Raw genomic sequence first — 16362 nt, 5'->3', positions numbered from 1 at the left:
CACGTGTTACTCACCCGTTCGCCACTAATCCCCGACCGAAGCCGGATCATCGTTCGACTTGCATGTGTTAAGCACGCCGCCAGCGTTCGTCCTGAGCCAGGATCAAACTCTCCGTGAATGCTTCAAAACCATCCACGCGAGCAAGAACATCCTCGCTGAATGCGCCAAACAAACCCCAGGAAACCCCAAGGTCCTGTCTGGCAGTCAAATCATCTGGCATTGACAACATGACACGCTGTTGAGTTCTCAAGGAACGGACGCCTTCCGGCGTTTTCCCTCTCGGTGTGTCCACTACCTTAGTAGCGTTCCCCGCCGAATTCAAAATCCGGGGTCTTTCGACAAGCTGAGGGCAAGCGAAAGAAGCCCTCTCGGGCGGTAGCTCACGGTTTGTGGTCGCCACTTACAGTGGCGGAACGCGCCCCCTGTTGCAAGCGCTCGGGCAACATTACGCGTGGGGGTCACCGCCGTCAAGTCGAGCCCTGGGATCAAACCGGTCAGGCGGCGACGGGCACCTCGTCCGGGCGGTCTCGCGCCGTCATGTCCCCGGTTTCGCCGGCCAGGGCGGCCCGCCGTCCGAGGACGAAGACATAGGCGAGGAAGGCCACTTCGGCCACCACCCCGATGGCGATGCGGCCCCAGGTGGGCAGCCCGGACGGGGTCACGAAGCCCTCGATCACCCCGGACAGCAGCAGCACCAGGGCCAGGCCGATGGCCATGCCTATCGCCGCGCGGCCCTCCACCGCCAGCGCGGCCCGCCGGGTGCGCGGACCCGGGTCGATCACCGTCCACCCCAACCGCAGCCCGGTCCCGGCCGCGACGAAGACCGCGGTGAGCTCCAGCAGTCCGTGCGGCAGGATCAGGCCCAGGAAGACGTCGAGCCGGTCGACCGAGGCCATCAGCCCGACGCCGGCCGCGACGTTGATCGCGTTCTGCAGCAGGACCCAGAGCACCGGGAGGCCGAGCAGCGCGCCGAAGGCCAGGGACATCCCGGCGACCTGCGAGTTGTTCGTCCAGACCTGGGCGGAGAAGGCGGCGGCGGGACTGCTGGAGTAGTACGACTCGTACGCGCCGCCGGGCCGGGTCATCTCGCGCAGCTCCTGCGGGGCGGCGACGCTGCTGCGCACGCCGGGGTCGGTGGCGATCCACCAGCCCAGCGCCGCCACCACGATCGTGAACACCAGGCCCGTGGTGACCCACCAGTGCCGGCTGCGATAGCACGCGGCGGGAAAGCCGCGGGTGAGGAACAGGGCGGCGTCCCGCCACGTGGCCCGCCGGGCGCCGACGACCGCGCTGCGGGCGCGGGCCACCAGCGTGGTGAGCCGGCTGGTGAGAGCCGGGTCGGGGGCGGACGACTGGAGCTGCGAGAGGTGAGTGGCCGTGCGCTGGTAGAGCAGGACGAGCTCGTCGGCCTCCGCTCCGGTGAGGCGCCGGCCGCGGCGCAGCAGCACGCCCAGCCGGTCCCACTCCGCCTGGTGTGCGGCGACGAACACGTCGAGGTCCATGAGCCGAGCTTCTCAGACGGGACTGACACGGGCACAGGGCACCGGGACTGGACACGGAAACGGGACACGGAAACGGGACACGGGGACGCTCCCGGTCTCGCCGGCGCTGTCGGGAGACGGTGACAGACTGTCCGGTGGAACCGGTCAGTCACCACGGGAGGGGGTCACCGGATGAGTCAGCTGGTCACGGGCGACGCGGTGGTGCTCGGCCTGCAACCGGCGAGGCTGCCGAGCCGGGCGCTGGCCATCACCCTGGATCTGGTCGTCCTCGTGGGCTGCTATCTGCTGCTGGTGATCGTGCTGCTGAGCGCGGTGCTGCCGCTCGGCACGGCCACGGCCGCCGCGGTACAGGCCGCGCTTCTGGTGCTGTTCCTGGTCGGCGGTCCGGTGGCGGTGGAGACGCTGAGCCACGGACGTTCGCTGGGCAAGCTGGTCTGCGGGCTCCGGGTGGTGCGGGAGGACGGCGGCCCGATCCGCTTCCGGCACGCGCTGGTGCGCGGTGCGATCGGCTTCCTGGAGATCCTCGCGACGGTCGGGTGCGTGGCCTGCATCGCCTCGCTGGTGTCGGCGCGGGGTCGCAGGCTGGGAGACGTCTTCGCCGGGACCCTGGTGGTGCGGGAGCGGATTCCGGGCGCGCGGTCGGCTCCGCCGCCACCACCGCCGCCCGGGTTGGACGGGCGGTTCGCGGAGCTCGACCTGTCCCGGGTGCCGGAGGGGTTGTGGCTGGCGGTGCGCCAGTACCTGGGCCGGATGCGGCAGCTGGACCAGCGGGTGGCCTGGTCGATGGCGGTGCGGCTGTGCTCCGATCTGGTGGACCGGATCGGCACGCCGGCCCCGCCCGGCATCCACCCGGTGGCCTATCTCGCCGGGGTGGCCGCGGAACGCCAACGCCGGGACGCGGAGCGGGCCTTCGGCCCGCACGCGGTGCCGCCGTCGGCGCCGCCGACGGCGTACGACAGCCCGCACCAGCCCTCGGCGGGGCCCTGGCAGGCCCCGGACCCGGCACCGGTTGCGGCCAGCACGGGCAACGGCCCGCACCAGCCCTCGGCGGGGCCCTGGCAGGCCCCGGACCCCGCACCCGTTGCGGCCAGCGGTGGCGTCGGCCAGCCTCAGACCTCGGCGAGTGCCTGGCAGCCCCTCGACCCGGCACCGGCCACGGGCAGTGGTGGCGGCGCCGATGGCGGCTGGCAGCCGGGGGCGGCGAGCGGCGGGCCGCGGCAGACCGGGGAGTCGGAGGGTCCTCCGGCGACCGGTTTCACTCCGCCGTTCTGAGCGGGGGGAACGTGGACGGCGGCGAGTCGAGGTCCTCGAGTTCCACGCCGGGCGCGGCCAGCACCACGTCGCCGGCGAGGTGGACGACGCGCCGTTCGCCGGTCTCCAGGTCGTCGACCCGGTGCTGGTCCACGACCAGCGGCCCGACGTCCGTCGGGTGCTGTTCCCGGCCGAGCAGCGTCCAGGACTCCTGGCGGGTGCGCGGGGCGAGCACCGGCGGGGTGAGCTCGACCAGCCGGACCGGCGTGGCGTCGCCGTCGGGTTCGGGTCTGAGCAGGCGGGCCGTGGCGACCAGGAACGCGGGCGAGTCCCCGGTGAAGCCGCGCGCGGGCGCGTTGCCCTCCTGGGCGTGCTCGCCGGTGGCGGCCATCCGGACCCAGGTGACGCCGGCCAGCGCGCCGCCGCGCACCAGCCAGTCGCCGGCCCGCAGCTCAAGCCGGAGCGGCCGGCCCAGCTCGTCCAGCGTCAGGTCCACGGATCCGGCCGGTGCGCCGCTCGGGGCCGTCCGGTGGGCGACGTAGCGCCAGCCGCTGGGGCCAGGAGCGCACTGGAAGCGCTCCTCGCCGACGGGCTCCCCGGTCTCGGGGTCCTGGAGGAGGTAACGGCCGCGGGGCATGGTGGGTGGGTGGGTGCTCCCGCGGCCCAGCGCGGGCCGCGGGAGCGTCGCGTCAGTAGCGGTAGTGGTCGGACTTGTAGGGACCCTCGACCGGCACGCCGATGTAGTCGGCCTGTTCGGGGCGGAGGGCGGTGAGCCGGACGCCCAGCGCGTCCAGGTGCAGCCGGGCGACCTTCTCGTCCAGGTGCTTGGGCAGCGTGTAGACGCCGGTCGGGTACTCGCTGGTCTTCGTGTGCAGTTCGATCTGGGCGATCGTCTGGTTGGCGAAGCTGTTGGACATCACGAACGAGGGGTGGCCCGTGGCGTTCCCCAGGTTCAGCAGGCGGCCCTCGGACAGCACGATGATGTTGTGGCCGTCCGGGAAGGTCCAGGTGTGCACCTGGGGCTTGACCTCGTCCTTGACGACGCCGGGGATCTGGGCCAGGCCCGCCATGTCGATCTCGTTGTCGAAGTGGCCGATGTTGCCGACGATCGCCTGGTGCTTCATCCGGCTCATGTCGGAGGCCATGATGATGTCGCGGTTCCCGGTGCAGGTGACGAAGATGTCCGCGGTCTCCACGACGTCCTCGAGGGTGGCCACCTGGTAGCCGTCCATCGCGGCCTGGAGGGCGCAGATGGGGTCGATCTCGGTGATGATCACCCGGGCGCCCTGGCCGCGCAGCGACTCGGCGCAGCCCTTGCCGACGTCGCCGTAGCCGCACACCACGGCGACCTTGCCGCCGATCAGCACGTCGGTGGCGCGGTTGATGCCGTCGATCAACGAGTGGCGGCAGCCGTACTTGTTGTCGAACTTGGACTTGGTGACCGAGTCGTTGACGTTGATCGCCGGGAAGAGCAGCGTGCCGTCCCGGAACATCTCGTACAGCCGGTGCACGCCGGTGGTGGTCTCCTCGGTGACGCCGCGGATCTCCGAGGCGGCCTGGGTCCACTTCTGCGGGCTCTCACCCAGCGTCCTGGTCAGCAGTTCGAGGATGACGCGGTGCTCGTCGTTCTCGGCGGTGTCGGGGTCGGGGACCTTCCCGGCCTTCTCGTACTCGACGCCCTTGTGGACCAGCAGGGTGGCGTCGCCGCCGTCGTCGAGGATCATGGTCGGGCCACCGGTCGGGGCGTCCGGCCAGGTCAGCGCCTGCTCGGTGCACCACCAGTACTCCTCGAGCGTCTCGCCCTTCCAGGCGAAGACGGGGATGCCGGCGGCGGCGATCGCCGCGGCCGCGTGGTCCTGGGTGGAGAAGATGTTGCAGGAGGCCCAGCGGACCTCGGCGCCCAGGGCGATCAGCGTCTCGATGAGCACGGCGGTCTGCACGGTCATGTGCAGCGAGCCGGTGATGCGCGCGCCGGCCAGCGGCCGCGACGCGGCGTACTCCTCGCGGATCGCCATCAGGCCGGGCATCTCGTGCTCGGCGAGGCTGATCTCCTTGCGTCCGAAGTCGGCCAGCGAGAGGTCGGCGACCCTGAAGTCGCCGCCGGTCGCGGGGTCGTTCGTGCGGTCGGTCATGACGGCTGCTCCTCGTACGGATGAGCGTGCGCGGACAGGTGCGGCTGCGGGCAGCGCGGTCGGACCGCGGGCATGCCCGGAGCATCGCAGTCCGTCGGAGGGCCTTCTTTCCCCTCGGCCGGGTGCGACCCACTGGTCGCCCGACTGCCATCAGCAACGACGTCTGACTCCCGGCCGAATCTACACCTCCGGCCCCGGGGCGGACCACGGGGCCTCAGGCCACGGCGACCGTGGCGCGGAACACGGTGCCGACCCCGGTGGCGCTGACCTGCTCCCCCGCCCTGACGTACGCCGACCGGCCGGGTTCCAGGACGAGTTCGTCACGCTGCTCGTCGCCGGCGCGGAGCGTGGCGCGTCCCGCGGTGCAGAGCAGGATCTGCGGGGTGCGGTCGTCGAACCGGTGCGGGGCGGCGTCGGGCACCAGGTCGACCCGGGAGAGCCGGAAGTCCTCGATCGGCGCGGGGTACCGCTCCTCGACCGGGCCCGCGGCGTCCCCGCCCGCCCCGCCGGGGACGGCCTCCGGGCGCAGCACGCCGGGCTCGGTGGCCCCGAAGCGGACCACGCGGAGGAGCTCGGGCACGTCGATGTGCTTGGGGGTCAGGCCGCAGCGCAGCACGTTGTCCGAGGTGGCCATGATCTCCACGCCCAGCCCCCGCAGGTAGGCGTGCGGCACGCCGGCGCCGAGGAACAGGGCCTCGCCCGGGCTGAGGCGCACCGGGTTGAGCAGCATGCCGGCGATGACGCCGGGGTCGCCGGGGAAGTGGCGCTCCATGCGGTCCACCGCGTCGTAGCTGCTGGTGAAGCGGCTGGGCCCCTCGGCGGCCAGCCGGCGGGCGGCCTGCGCGGCCCTGGTCACCACGCCGGCCAGCGCCTCGCGGTCGGCGCTGAGCACGGCGGTGAGCGTCTCGCGCAGCGCGTCGGCCTCGGGGTGGGCCCGCAGCAGGTCGGCGTACGGCTTGAGCTCGCCCACGTCGAGGGCGTCCAGCAGGTCGGCGGCCTCGGCGGCGGGGCGGAACCCGCACAGCCCGTCGAACGGGGTGAGCGCGCAGATCAGTTCGGGCTTGTGGTTGGCGTCCTTGTAGTTGCGGTGCGGGGCGTCCAGCGGCACCCCGCGGGCCTCCTCGTCGGCGAAGCCGGCGGCGGCCTGGGCCCGGTCGGGGTGCACCTGCACCGAGAGCGGCGCCTCGGCGGCCAGCAGCTTGAGCAGGAACGGCAACCGCGGGCCGAGAGCGCGCACGGTGGGCTCGCCGAGCTCGGCCGTGGGGTCGGCGGCGATGACGTCGGTGAGGGAGACGGGGCCGGAGCCGCGGTCGACGAGGGACGGCGCCCCGGGGTGAGCACCCATCCACAGCTCCGCCTGCGGCTCGCCGGTCGGCTCGGCGCCCATCAGCTCGGGCAGTGCGGTCGTCGAGCCCCAGGCGTAGGGGCGGATGGTGTTCTCCAGGCGATCCATGGCAGATCCAGACGGTCGGTGCGGGCCGCTGCGCGGCGAGCGGCCTGCGGTGCGGGCGGTGCGGGCGGTGGTCAGCCGGACGGAGGCGGGCGGCGGTGCCTGGCCACCGCGGGGGACTTCACGGGCTTCGGGTGCTGGTCAGCCCGGGCGGGCAGCGCGGCGGGCACCGGCCGTCATGACCGGTCGGCGGAGGCGAGCGTCAGGTAGACCGCCGCGAAGTCGAGCTGGGCCAGCAGCTCGGCCGCGATCAGCAGCGGACCGCCGCGCTCGGCGGGCGGCGTCTCCGGCTCGCCGGCCTCCTCCGGCTCCTCCGTCTCCAACTCGCTGAACGCCACGCCCTGGGAGAACGCCAGATCGCGGGCGGCGGTGGCGGCGCTGGGCGTCGGGCCGTCCGAGCCGGGCGGCAGCGGGCTGCGCAGCAGCAGCACCCGGGCGCGCAACGGCTGCGGCTCCTCGACCCGGTCGCGGAAGAAGTCCTCGGGTCCGGCGCCGGGCACCAGGCTGCCGTTCAGCAGCGCCGCGTGCGCCGTCAGCGCCTCGGGGAGCTCGGCGGTGAGCGCCGGCCGGCCGGGCAGGCAGGTCAGGGTGGCCGCGGCGTGCCGGGCGGCGGCGTGCGCCACCGGGCCCTCGCTCCACAGCAGCGGCAGGGCGGCACCGAACTCGACGGCCAGGGTCTTCGCGGTGTTCCCGTGCGTGCGGGAGGCGGGACCGCAGCGCTCGGCCACCGCGTCCAGCCGGTCGGCCATGGCCTGCAGCGCGGCGACGTCGGCGGTGCCGGGCGGGAAGAGGCCGAGGCGCTCGCCGAGCAGCAGCAGCGGTGTGATGACCGCCCAGGTCGGTCCCGGCGCCGCCGGATGGTCGGCGGGCTCGGCGTAGGGGGCGGTGACCAGCGGGAGGGTGAGGTTGCGGCGGTGCGCGCTGGTCTCGGCCAGCGGCGAGTCGGCGGGCGCGACGGTGACCACCTGACAGCCGCGCCGGAACGCGGCCTCCAGCAGCAACGACAGCCCGGGCTCGGTGCCCTCCGCCGAGGTGACCAGCAGCAGGTCGAGCGGGCCGACCCAGCGGGGCAACGGCCACGTGAGGGCCCCCGGGGCGGCGAGCGCGCCGGCGGGTCGCAGCACGCGGACCGGGAGGCCGTCGCCGGTGAGCGCGCGCAGCAGGTCGGCGATGAGCGGCACGTCGGGCCCGGGCCCGGCGAGCAGCAGGGCGCCGGGGCGGCCGTCGGGGTCGATCCGGGAGAGGTCGGACTCCTGCGCGGCTCTGGCGGCGGTGCGCACCTGCGCGCCGGCCGCGGCGACAGCGCGGAGCAGGCCGCGGGGGTCGGCGCGGGTGAGCTGGTCGGGCGAGTCCAGCAGCGTTTCGTCGAACATGCGAGGCTCCGATCGCGGCGAGCGCCGTCAGCCGGTGCGGCGCGCCTCGTCCTCCAGCAGGACGGGGATGCCGTCCTGGATCGGGTAGGCCAGGCCGCAGGACTCACCCGTGCACACCAGTTCGTCGCCGTCCTCGCGGAGCGGGGCGTGGCAGACGGGGCAGGCCAGGATCTCCAGCAGCGCGGCTTCGATGGGCGGCATGGTCTCCTCCAGCGGGTCGTCGCCGATCACCCTACCCGTACGCCGCCCGGCGGGCATCGGGAGCGGCGGACACCGGCACATCCCCCGCACCCGAACGCCCGCCCGCGCACCCACGTCCGCACGGGCGCGCCCGGCGCCTACGCCCGGACGATCGCCAGCACCTCGTCGCGCACCTTGGCCACGGTGGCCGCGTCGCGGGCCTCGACGTTGAGGCGCAGCAGCGGCTCGGTGTTCGAGGGCCGGAGGTTGAACCACCAGTCCTCGGCGGTCACGGTCAGGCCGTCCAGCTCGTCCAGGGTCACGTCGTCCAGGTCGCCGAAGGCGGCGCGGACCGCGGCGGTCCGCGCCGCCTGGTCGGCCACCCGGCTGTTGATCTCGCCCGAGGACGGGTACCGGTCGTACTCGGCGACCAGCTGCGACAGCGTGCCCTGCTGACCGCCGAGCGCGGCCAGCACGTGCAGCGCGGCCAGCATGCCGGTGTCCGCGTTCCAGAAGTCGCGGAAGTAGTAGTGGGCGGAGTGCTCGCCGCCGAAGATGGCGCCGGTGCGGGCCATCTCCGCCTTGATGAACGAGTGCCCGACGCGGGTGCGCACGGGGGTGCCGCCGCTCTCCCGCACCACCTCGGGGACGGACCAGGAGGTGATGAGGTTGTGGATGACGCTGGAGCCCGGCGCCTTGGCCAGTTCCCGGGCGGCGACCAGGGCGGCGATGGCGGACGGCGGCACGGGCTCGCCGCGCTCGTCGACGACGAAACAACGGTCGGCGTCGCCGTCGAAGGCCAGGCCGATGTCGGCGCCGGTGGCCCGCACCCGGGCCTGGAGATCCACGATGTTGGCCGGATCCAGCGGGTTGGCCTCGTGGTTGGGGAAGGTGCCGTCCAGTTCGAAGTACATCGGGTCGACCTCGACGGGCGAGTCGGCCAGCACCGTGGGCACGGTGTGGCCGCCCATGCCGTTGCCCGCGTCCACCACGGCGCGCAGCGGGCGGATGGCGTCGATCCTGACCAGCGAACGCAGATGCCGGCCGTAGTCCTGGAGCACGTCCCGCTGGCCGATGCTGCCGGGGTTGCCGGAGGGGGCCGGGGTGCCCCTGTCGAGCCAGCGCTCCACCAGGGCGCGGATCTCGGCGAGACCGCTGTCCTGCCCGATCGGGGCGGCGCCGGCCCGGCACATCTTGATGCCGTTGTACTGGGCCGGGTTGTGGCTGGCGGTGAACATCGCGCCCGGCAGGTCGAGCGCGCCGCTGGCGTAGTAGAGCTGGTCGGTGGAGCAGAGGCCGATCTCGGTGACGTCCGCGCCGAGCCGGGCCGCCCCGCTGCCGAAGGCGTGGGCGAGCCGGGGGGACGAGGGACGCATGTCGTGGCCGATGACCACCGCCTCGGCACCGGTCACCTCTGCGAAGGCGGCACCGAACAGCTCCGCCAAGCGTTCGTCCCACTGGTCGGGAACCACGCCACGCACGTCGTAGGCCTTCACGATCTGCGACAGGTCAGGCACAGCCCACCCCTTTTTGTCTCGTGTCTGGAGGTCCGAGGTTCGCGTGTCGCGGCTCTCCATCGAGCAGCGGGCCCCAATGTAACCGGCGGAGCTCACGGCTCCGGGGAGCGGAGGATACGCAAGTGCGCACGGCGAGCCACCTCGATGGGATCCGCGCCGCCCGCGGGCGCGGGCTGTCCCGCCGCGCCCCTCCGGCCGTCGTCCCGCGGCGGGGTGCGGGCGGCCTCGCGCACGGCGTCGGCGAGCGCCTCCAGGTCGTCCCCGCTGGGCCGGGCCGCCTGCACGTCGACGGCGAGCCTGACCACCTCCCAGCCGCGCGGTGCGGTCAGCCGCTCGGAGTGCTCCGCACACAGGTCGTAGCAGTGCGGCTCGGCATAGGTGGCGAGTGGGCCGAGGACGGCCGTGGAGTCCGCGTAGACATACGTCAGCGTCGCCACGGCAGGGCGGCCGCACGCGGTGCGCGAACAGCGACGTACGGGGCTCACGATGTTGGACCGTACCGCACTCCTGAGCGGGTCGCGACGACTTGCCCCGACCGTGCACCCCCGTGTCGTCTGGACCGGGTCCGTGCTGTCCGCATTCGCCGGGAGATCCGCCCGGAGATCCGACTGGAGGTGCCGTTGTCCCCCTCGCCGCTCCCCTCACCGGCCCCGGAACCAGCCGGCGAACCGGCCAACGATCCGGCCCGTGAGCCGGCCCGTGAGCCGGATCCCGAGTCGGCCGGCGGACCGGCGGAGCCGGACGCCGGGTCGTCGGCTTCGAGTGAACGGAGCGACCCGCGGCCGTCGGGTCATCTATGGTCAGAGTCGATGGACAACCTCAGCAGCGTCCCCCCCGCCCCGTCCGGGCCGAACCGCCGACCCCGTAACCGGGACCGGCACGGCCGTGGGATGCGCGGGCCCGTGGCGCCACCGCAGGTGCCGCTGGCGATCAGCCGGGCGGACACCTTCGACTCGCTGGTGCACGAGTCGGCGGAGCGGCTCAGACGCCGGCTGCCGCAGCTGGCCGGGGTCGACTTCGCCGTGCAGGAGGTGCCGTGGCTGTCCCGCGGGGAGCTCGCGGACGCCGCGGCGGCGGACTTCGTCCCGCTCGGCGGGGTGGTGCCGGCCAGGGACGGCCGGCCCGACCGGATCGTGGTCTACCGCAGGCCGGTGGAGCTGCGCAGCCGGGACCGCGACGAGTGCGCGCGGCTGGTGCACGAGGTCGTGGTGGAGCAGGCGGCCGAGCTGCTGGGGCTGGCGCCCGAGTCCGTCGACCCGCGCTACGGCCAGGAGTGACCAAGCCCCGATGACCACGCCCCGGTGAGGCACCAGGGCGGTGCCTCACCGGGGCGAGTCAGCGGGTGGCTCAGTCGGTGAGCACCGCGAGGTCCTCCTCGGTCGCCGGCACGGCGACGGTGGAGCGGTCGTCGGCGAAGGGCTGGACCGTGAGCATCAGATCCTGCTCGCCGCCGCCCTCGGACAGCGTCCGGGCGGCGTACAGCCGGCCGTCGCCGCCGACCCGCTCCACGGTGATCGCGTAGCGGCCCTTGGTCCCGTCGGGGATCTCCGGGGCGATGGCCAGGGTGGTGCCGGCGTCCACGGTGTGGTTCTCGGTGAACGGCTCGCCGCCGTCGCTGCCCGCCGAGACGGTGACCTCGACCTCGACCGGACCGCGGGTGGCGGTCAGGGCCAGCCCGGTGCCGTCCGCGGTGTTCCCCGCGATGCTGCCGCGCTGCTCGATGGACGCGCTGGCGGGGACGAACGCCAGCTCCTCGGCGCCGGTGGCCTCCCCGTCCTCGTCGTGCGCCGCCGCGGTGATCGCGACGGCGGCGGCCACCGGGCCGCCGCCCGAACCGGAGGCGGGGGTCAGCACGAGCGAGCCGGCCTCGCCCTGGGAGAGGTTGCCGAGCTCCAGAACGGTCAGCTCGCCGGAGCGGACCGCGACGGTCTCGTTGCCGGCCGGGGTGATGACGCCCGACGGGCCGGCCAGGCCGACGTCGAAGGTGACGTCCTCGTCGCCGGGCGCGTAGGCCACCAGGCGCACGTCGGTGGCGTCGGCCGGGATGCCCGGCAGCACCAGCGGGCCGTCGGCCACGGCGGCGGGCGGCAGCCAGTCCGCGCCGAGCTCCTCGTCGACCACCTCGACCTGGGCGCCGACCCGGCCGGTGCGCGCGGTGACCTGGACGGCGAGGTCGTCGAGCTCCTCGTCGGTCAGCGTGGACAGCCGGACCGGGAGGGCCGAACCGCCGGGCACGGTGATGGCCTGGCCCGCGTCGGTCTCCAGCCGACCCTCCGGACCATAGAGCTCGATGTCGACGACGGTCGCCGCCGCGTCGGGGTTGATGACGTGCACGTAGTCGTGCCGGGTCTCGGCGGTGCTCGCGCCGGCGAACCAGAACGCGGTGTCCGGCTCCTGGCAGGTCGTGCCCAGCAGGCCGCGGCCCGCGCCCGTCGCGACGCTGGTGGTCTGCTGCACGGTCCAGCCGGGGGCCAGCGCCTCCTCGGCCGTGCCGAAGAGCGCCGGGGCGTCGGACCTCTCGGTGCTGACGGTCACCGGCAGCCCGGGCTCCTCCAACGCCGCTACCGGCTCGGCCTCCTCGCCGGCCCCGTCACCGCCCTCGCCACCGCCGCCCTGGTCACCGCCGCCCTCGTCCGAGTCCTCGCCGTCGTCCGCGGGGTCCTCGGTGCCCGGCACGTACTCCGGGGCCGGGAACAGGTTGGCGCTGCCGGCCTCCTGGTCGGAGGCGGACTCGCCGGCCGGGGTGTACCCGGTGTACCAGGTCGTCGCGGACTCGGCCTCGGTCGGCCGCGGGCAGGTCAGGGTGGTGCGCTCGACCGGGCGCGGGCTGGCGGCCGCCGGGGTGGTGGAGTCCGCCGACCCGTCGCCCGGGCCGAGGCTGGCCACGCCGGTCAGCGCGAGCAGCGCGCCGCCGACGGCGAGCAGCGAGATGGTCGGGCGGTTCACCGCTGGTTGCTCCCGTCCCCGTAGTCGGCCGGATAGTCGTAGGGCGCGGCGTAGTTCTGCTCGTCCCAGCCTTCGCCGCCGTACGGCTGGGTCTGCTCCGGAACGGCCTGGCCACCGGGATAGCCCTCGGGTGGGTAGCTCTCGGCGTCCTGGTACTGCTGCTGGTCCGGGTACGGCTGCTGATCCGGATGTTGCGGCTGGTCGGGATACGACTGCGGGTCCGGGTACTGCTGGCCCTGGTACTGGTCGCCGTACTGCTGGCCGTACTGGTCCTGGTAGCCGGTCTGGTACGGCTGCTGCGGGTACGCCGGATCCGGCTGCTCGCCCGCGTAGCCCCACTGCGGCTGTTCCGCGGTGGGCGTCGGTTCGGGCTGCTGGTCGGGCGGCGACATCGGCGGAGGCACGGACGGCGGGGGCGGCGGGGGCGGGCCCGCCGCCGGCTGCGCGTCGGGGGTGGCGCCCGGCTCGGAGGTCGCCCCGGAGGCCGGCTCGGCAGCCGGCGCGCCCTGCGGGTCGAACGTGGCCTGCGGTTCGAAGCCGACGCCGGCCGCGGGCGCCGCCTCGGCGGCGAGCCGGCGCGCGCGCCGGCCGCCCGGTGCCCCGATCGCCACCGGTTCCGGCTCGGGCAGGTCGTCGTCCAGCTCGCGGCGCCGGCCGGGCAGCGCCAGCACGCCCAGCACCAGCAGCGCGAAGCCCTGGGCCCAGACCCACAGGGTGTGGGTGCTCGACGTCTCGAAGGTGATGTCCAGCCGGCCGCCGCCGGCCGGCAGCTCGAAGCCCTGCGCCCAGCCGCCCAGGGTGACCGGGGTCAGCGGCTCGCCGTCGAGGGTGGCGTGCCAGCCGGAGGAGGCCGCGTCGGCGAGGCGCACCGTGCGCCCCTCGGGACCGTCGGGCACGTCGGCGTGCACCTCGACCGGGCCGGCGGCGATCGGCTGCGCGTCCGCCGCGCCGTCGGATCCGGACGGCAGCAGCATGGCCCGGGAGACCTCGCGGTCCACCCGCCACAGCGCGCTGCCGTCCTCCTGGCTGAGGCGCTGGAGTCCCGGCGTGGTGTCCAGCACCTGGTGCAGCGCGATCGGCGAACCGTCCTGCACCAGGACGTACGCCACCGCGTAGGAGGCGAGCACCGCGGTCTGGTCGGCGCCCGAGCCGGCGACCAGGTCGCCCACGGCCTGGCTCAGCTCGGAGTTGTCCCCGAGCAGCCCGGCCAGGTCGGCGTCGCCGAGGCGGGCGCCCGAACCGCGCACCAGGGAGTACTCGACGAGCTCGGCCGGCCCGTCGTCGCTCGCGCCCTCGCCGGACAGCACCAGGGTGCGGGCCTGGTCCTGGGTGGAGCTCTCCTCGGCCACGAACGCGGGCACCTGCACCGGGTCGCGGCGTTCCAGCGGGCTGTCCGCGCCGCCGAGCACCCAGCCGGCGCCGACCAGCAGCGGCCCGACGGCGGCGGCGCCGGCGACGGCCACCGCCACGGGCTGCCGCCAGCCGAAGCTCTGCGCGGCCACCCGGTACCTGGCGCCGTCCGCGCCGAGCACGGCGGCGCACAGCAGGGCCAGCCCGTAGACCAGGGTGGCCGGGCCCGCCCAGTGGTCGCCGCCGCTCGACCAGACGGCGAAGAGCAGACCGACCAGCGCCACGGACCAGGCGGTGCCGATGGCCAGCCGCCGCTCCTTGCGCAGCAGCGCCCCGAGCCCGGCCAGCAGCAGGCCGACCAGCAGCCACGCGCCGGGGGTGCCCGGGCCGCCGGGGCTGAGGTTGAGCAGCTGCCAGGCGTTGGCGTCCGTGGTGTCGAACGGCAGCCCGGCCTCGCGCAGGAAGTCGTCGGGGCTGAGCAGCACCGACCAGGACCACGGGCCGAGCAGCACGAACGGCGTGAGCAGCGCCGCGGCGAACCGCAGCGCCCTGGCCTGGCGCAGGCCCGGCTCCGGGCTGGGCAGCGGCAGCGCCACGGCGCAGACGGCCAGCAGCACGGCCAGCGGCCAGACCACGGGGGTGAAGGCGGTGACGATGGTGAGCAGCAGCGCGCAGGCCCATGCGGCGCGCCACGGGCCGCGGCCGCCGTTCGCGTATCCGGCGGCGGAGATCGCGGTGCGGGCCAGCGGGGGCAGCAGCACGGCGAGCACGGCGGTGCCGATCCGCCCGCTGGCCAGGGCGCCGGTGATGGCGGGCAGCAGGGCGTAGGCGATGCTGGCCCAGGCCCGCAGCAGCCGGGACATGACCAGCGGCCGCGAGGTGAAGTAGGCGCTGGCGCCGGCCAGCGGCACGGAGCAGACCAGCAGCAGCGTCATGGCCGTGCCGGGACTGCCGAGCAGCAGCGTGGAGAGCAGCGCGAGGAGCCCGAGATGGGGCGGGGCCGGCTGGTCGCCGCCGGTGCCCACGGGCTGCCAGGTCTCCAGGTACCGCTCCCAGAGGCTGGCCGCCTCGGCGGGGGCGGGCAGCAGGGCGCCGCCGGCCAGGGCGCCGCCGCTGATCAGCTCGCGACAGGCGAGCAGGGAGAGCAGCAGCAGTGCGAGGAAGAGCATCGGTCCCGGCCGTCGGGCCATCCGCTTGAGCCGCGCGAACTGCTCGACCTCGAAGGCGTCGGCGTCCTCGTCGGTGGGCCCCGACTCGACCGCGCCGTGCCGCCCGGCGGACGCCGTGGCGGCGTCGGAACGGCGCGAGACGTTGCTGACGACCTGCTCGACGGTCGCCCGGACGGTGGCGCCGGGCGGCGGGAAGAGCGGCCGCAGGTCGCCGGGTTGGACGGCCGGATCGCTGACGCGGCGGCGCCGTCTTCGGGCGCCGAGCACCCGTCCGGGCCGCAGCAGGGTGGCGAGCAGGCCGCCCGCCTCGTCCAGGGCGCGTCCCGGCAACTTGCCGACGAGATAGGCCAGGACGCGCAGCAGGGTGCCGAGCACCAGCCGGAAGATGACCCACGGAAGGTTCCGCCCGCGGGTGCCGACGAGCAGCACGTACGAGGCGGCGGCCTTGTCGATGCGGTGCGGGCTGGCGCCCATCCGGCCCGCGCAGTCGATGGAGCGGCGCTCGCGGGAGGCGGCCTCGGCGTGCCGGAGCACGGCGGCGGGGGCGACGAGCACCCGGTGGCCCGCGGCCTGCGCCCGCCAGCACAGCTCGACGTCGTCGCGCATCAGCGGCAGTCGTCGGTCGAAGCCGCCGAGCTGCTCGAAGACGTCGCGCCTGACCAGCATGCCGGCGGTCGAGACGGAGAGCACGGGGCGCACCTGGTCGTGCTGGCCCTGGTCCTGCTCGCGGCGGTCCAGGCTGGTCCACCGGCGGCCGCTGTTGGCGATGGAGACGCCCACCTCCAGCAGCTGCCTGCGGTCGTACCAGCCGCGGAGCTTGGCGCCGACGATGGCGGCCGAGGGCGTGGCGTCGGCCTGCCTGAGCAGCTCCGCGAGGGCGTCCGGCTCGGGCGCCGAGTCGTCGTGCAGCAGCCAGAGCCAGTGCACCGGCTCGCCGAACGGCAGCTCGGGCAGGTCGTAGGTGCTGGTGTCCCAGGTGCGGCTGACGGGGTCCCAGGCCGGCGGCCGCATGAGGTACGGCAGCTCCTCGGGGGTGAGGACCGGCGCGGTGCGGGCGGCCTCGGTCACGGCGGTGCCGAAGCCGGTGCGGCGGGCGAGGTGGAGCACGCGTTCGGCGCCGAGCGCCTCGGTGACCAGAGTGGCGGAGCTGTCCGCGCTGCCCGTGTCGGCGGCTATCACGTCCTGCACGGGACGGTCCTGGCTCAGCAGCCCGGTCAGGACGTCGGGGAGCCAGCGTTCGCCGTCATGCGAGACGAGCACGGCGGTGACGACGTGCCGCGGGAATTCGGGATGGGCGGGCTGACGGTGATGCTCCGCCGGCTGGCTGTGCAGGGACATCGAGGTGCGGGCCCCGGTTCGCTGGACGGTGGTGGACGTAGCGGCGCCGCGGGCGGCGGTACGTCTCGGACAGCGCACCACACTAGCGGCTGGGTCCGACGGCGCCGGTCCGGCTGGTTGGGCGTCAGCCATCGGGCGGCGGCCGTTGGGGGCA

General features: G+C 74.6%; 12 protein-coding genes and 1 rRNA gene. 2 read left to right on the top strand and 11 right to left on the bottom strand.

Annotated features, from left to right (window positions below; all coding sequences use genetic code 11):
- Window positions 1–118: ribosomal RNA gene (locus ABGB06_RS27605) — 16S ribosomal RNA — on the bottom strand; the annotation flags it as partial.
- Between the two features lie 376 nt (window positions 119–494).
- A complete protein-coding gene (locus tag ABGB06_RS27600) occupies window positions 495–1502 on the bottom strand; it encodes a stage II sporulation protein M (protein ID WP_347594179.1) in 1008 nt (335 codons plus the stop codon).
- A gap of 171 nt (window positions 1503–1673) precedes the next feature.
- Between ABGB06_RS27600 and ABGB06_RS27595 the strand changes: the two genes are divergently transcribed.
- Window positions 1674–2774, top strand: a complete 1101-nt coding sequence (locus tag ABGB06_RS27595) for an RDD family protein (RefSeq protein WP_347594177.1) — start codon at window positions 1674–1676, stop codon at window positions 2772–2774.
- On the opposite strand, the gene ABGB06_RS27590 is transcribed toward ABGB06_RS27595, so the two are convergent.
- The 7 genes from ABGB06_RS27590 to ABGB06_RS27560 all read right to left on the bottom strand — a co-directional run bounded on the left by ABGB06_RS27590 (window position 2758) and on the right by ABGB06_RS27560 (window position 9890).
- Window positions 2758–3390 (bottom strand): hypothetical protein, encoded by a 633-nt coding sequence (locus ABGB06_RS27590; RefSeq protein WP_347594175.1) that lies wholly within the window; start codon window positions 3388–3390, stop codon window positions 2758–2760. The genes ABGB06_RS27595 and ABGB06_RS27590 overlap by 17 nt on opposite strands.
- Window positions 3391–3442: 52 nt before the next feature.
- Entirely contained in the window at window positions 3443–4885 is a 1443-nt protein-coding gene (gene ahcY, locus ABGB06_RS27585; RefSeq protein WP_347594173.1) for an adenosylhomocysteinase, read from the bottom strand.
- A gap of 214 nt (window positions 4886–5099) precedes the next feature.
- The gene (manA, locus tag ABGB06_RS27580; RefSeq protein WP_347594171.1) at window positions 5100–6338 is read right to left on the bottom strand and encodes a mannose-6-phosphate isomerase, class I; all 1239 of its coding nucleotides are present in this window, start codon (window positions 6336–6338) and stop codon (window positions 5100–5102) included.
- Between the two features lie 173 nt (window positions 6339–6511).
- Window positions 6512–7708, bottom strand: a complete 1197-nt coding sequence (locus ABGB06_RS27575) for a mannose-6-phosphate isomerase (protein WP_347594169.1) — start codon at window positions 7706–7708, stop codon at window positions 6512–6514.
- A gap of 27 nt (window positions 7709–7735) precedes the next feature.
- Complete coding sequence (locus ABGB06_RS27570) at window positions 7736–7909, bottom strand: Trm112 family protein (protein WP_347594167.1); 174 nt, start codon at window positions 7907–7909, stop codon at window positions 7736–7738.
- Between the two features lie 137 nt (window positions 7910–8046).
- Window positions 8047–9405 carry a phosphomannomutase/phosphoglucomutase gene (locus ABGB06_RS27565; RefSeq protein WP_347594165.1) on the bottom strand — a complete coding sequence of 453 codons (1359 nt, stop codon included), beginning with the start codon at window positions 9403–9405 and terminating at the stop codon, window positions 8047–8049.
- A 92-nt stretch (window positions 9406–9497) separates the two neighbouring features.
- Window positions 9498–9890 (bottom strand): DUF3499 domain-containing protein, encoded by a 393-nt coding sequence (locus ABGB06_RS27560; protein WP_347594163.1) that lies wholly within the window; start codon window positions 9888–9890, stop codon window positions 9498–9500.
- Window positions 9891–10214: 324 nt separating this feature from the next.
- On the opposite strand from ABGB06_RS27560, the gene ABGB06_RS27555 reads away from it, so the two are divergent.
- On the top strand, window positions 10215–10682 hold the full coding sequence (locus tag ABGB06_RS27555; protein ID WP_347594161.1) for a metallopeptidase family protein: 468 nt from the start codon (window positions 10215–10217) through the stop codon (window positions 10680–10682).
- Between the two features lie 70 nt (window positions 10683–10752).
- Here ABGB06_RS27555 and ABGB06_RS27550 read toward each other — a convergent pair whose 3' ends face one another.
- Both ABGB06_RS27550 and ABGB06_RS27545 read right to left on the bottom strand, forming a co-directional pair.
- A complete protein-coding gene (locus ABGB06_RS27550) occupies window positions 10753–12351 on the bottom strand; it encodes a DUF5719 family protein (RefSeq protein WP_347594159.1) in 1599 nt (532 codons plus the stop codon).
- Window positions 12348–16208, bottom strand: coding sequence for a glycosyltransferase family 2 protein (locus ABGB06_RS27545; protein ID WP_347594157.1), 3861 nt, complete (start codon window positions 16206–16208; stop codon window positions 12348–12350). The genes ABGB06_RS27550 and ABGB06_RS27545 overlap by 4 nt, the downstream gene beginning before the upstream one ends.
- Between the last annotated feature and the right edge of the window lie 154 nt (window positions 16209–16362).

This window comes from Streptomyces sp. B6B3 (genome assembly GCF_039871525.1).
Classification (GTDB): Bacteria; Actinomycetota; Actinomycetes; order Streptomycetales; family Streptomycetaceae; genus Streptomyces.
This window is presented reverse-complemented; position numbering and strand designations above follow the sequence as displayed.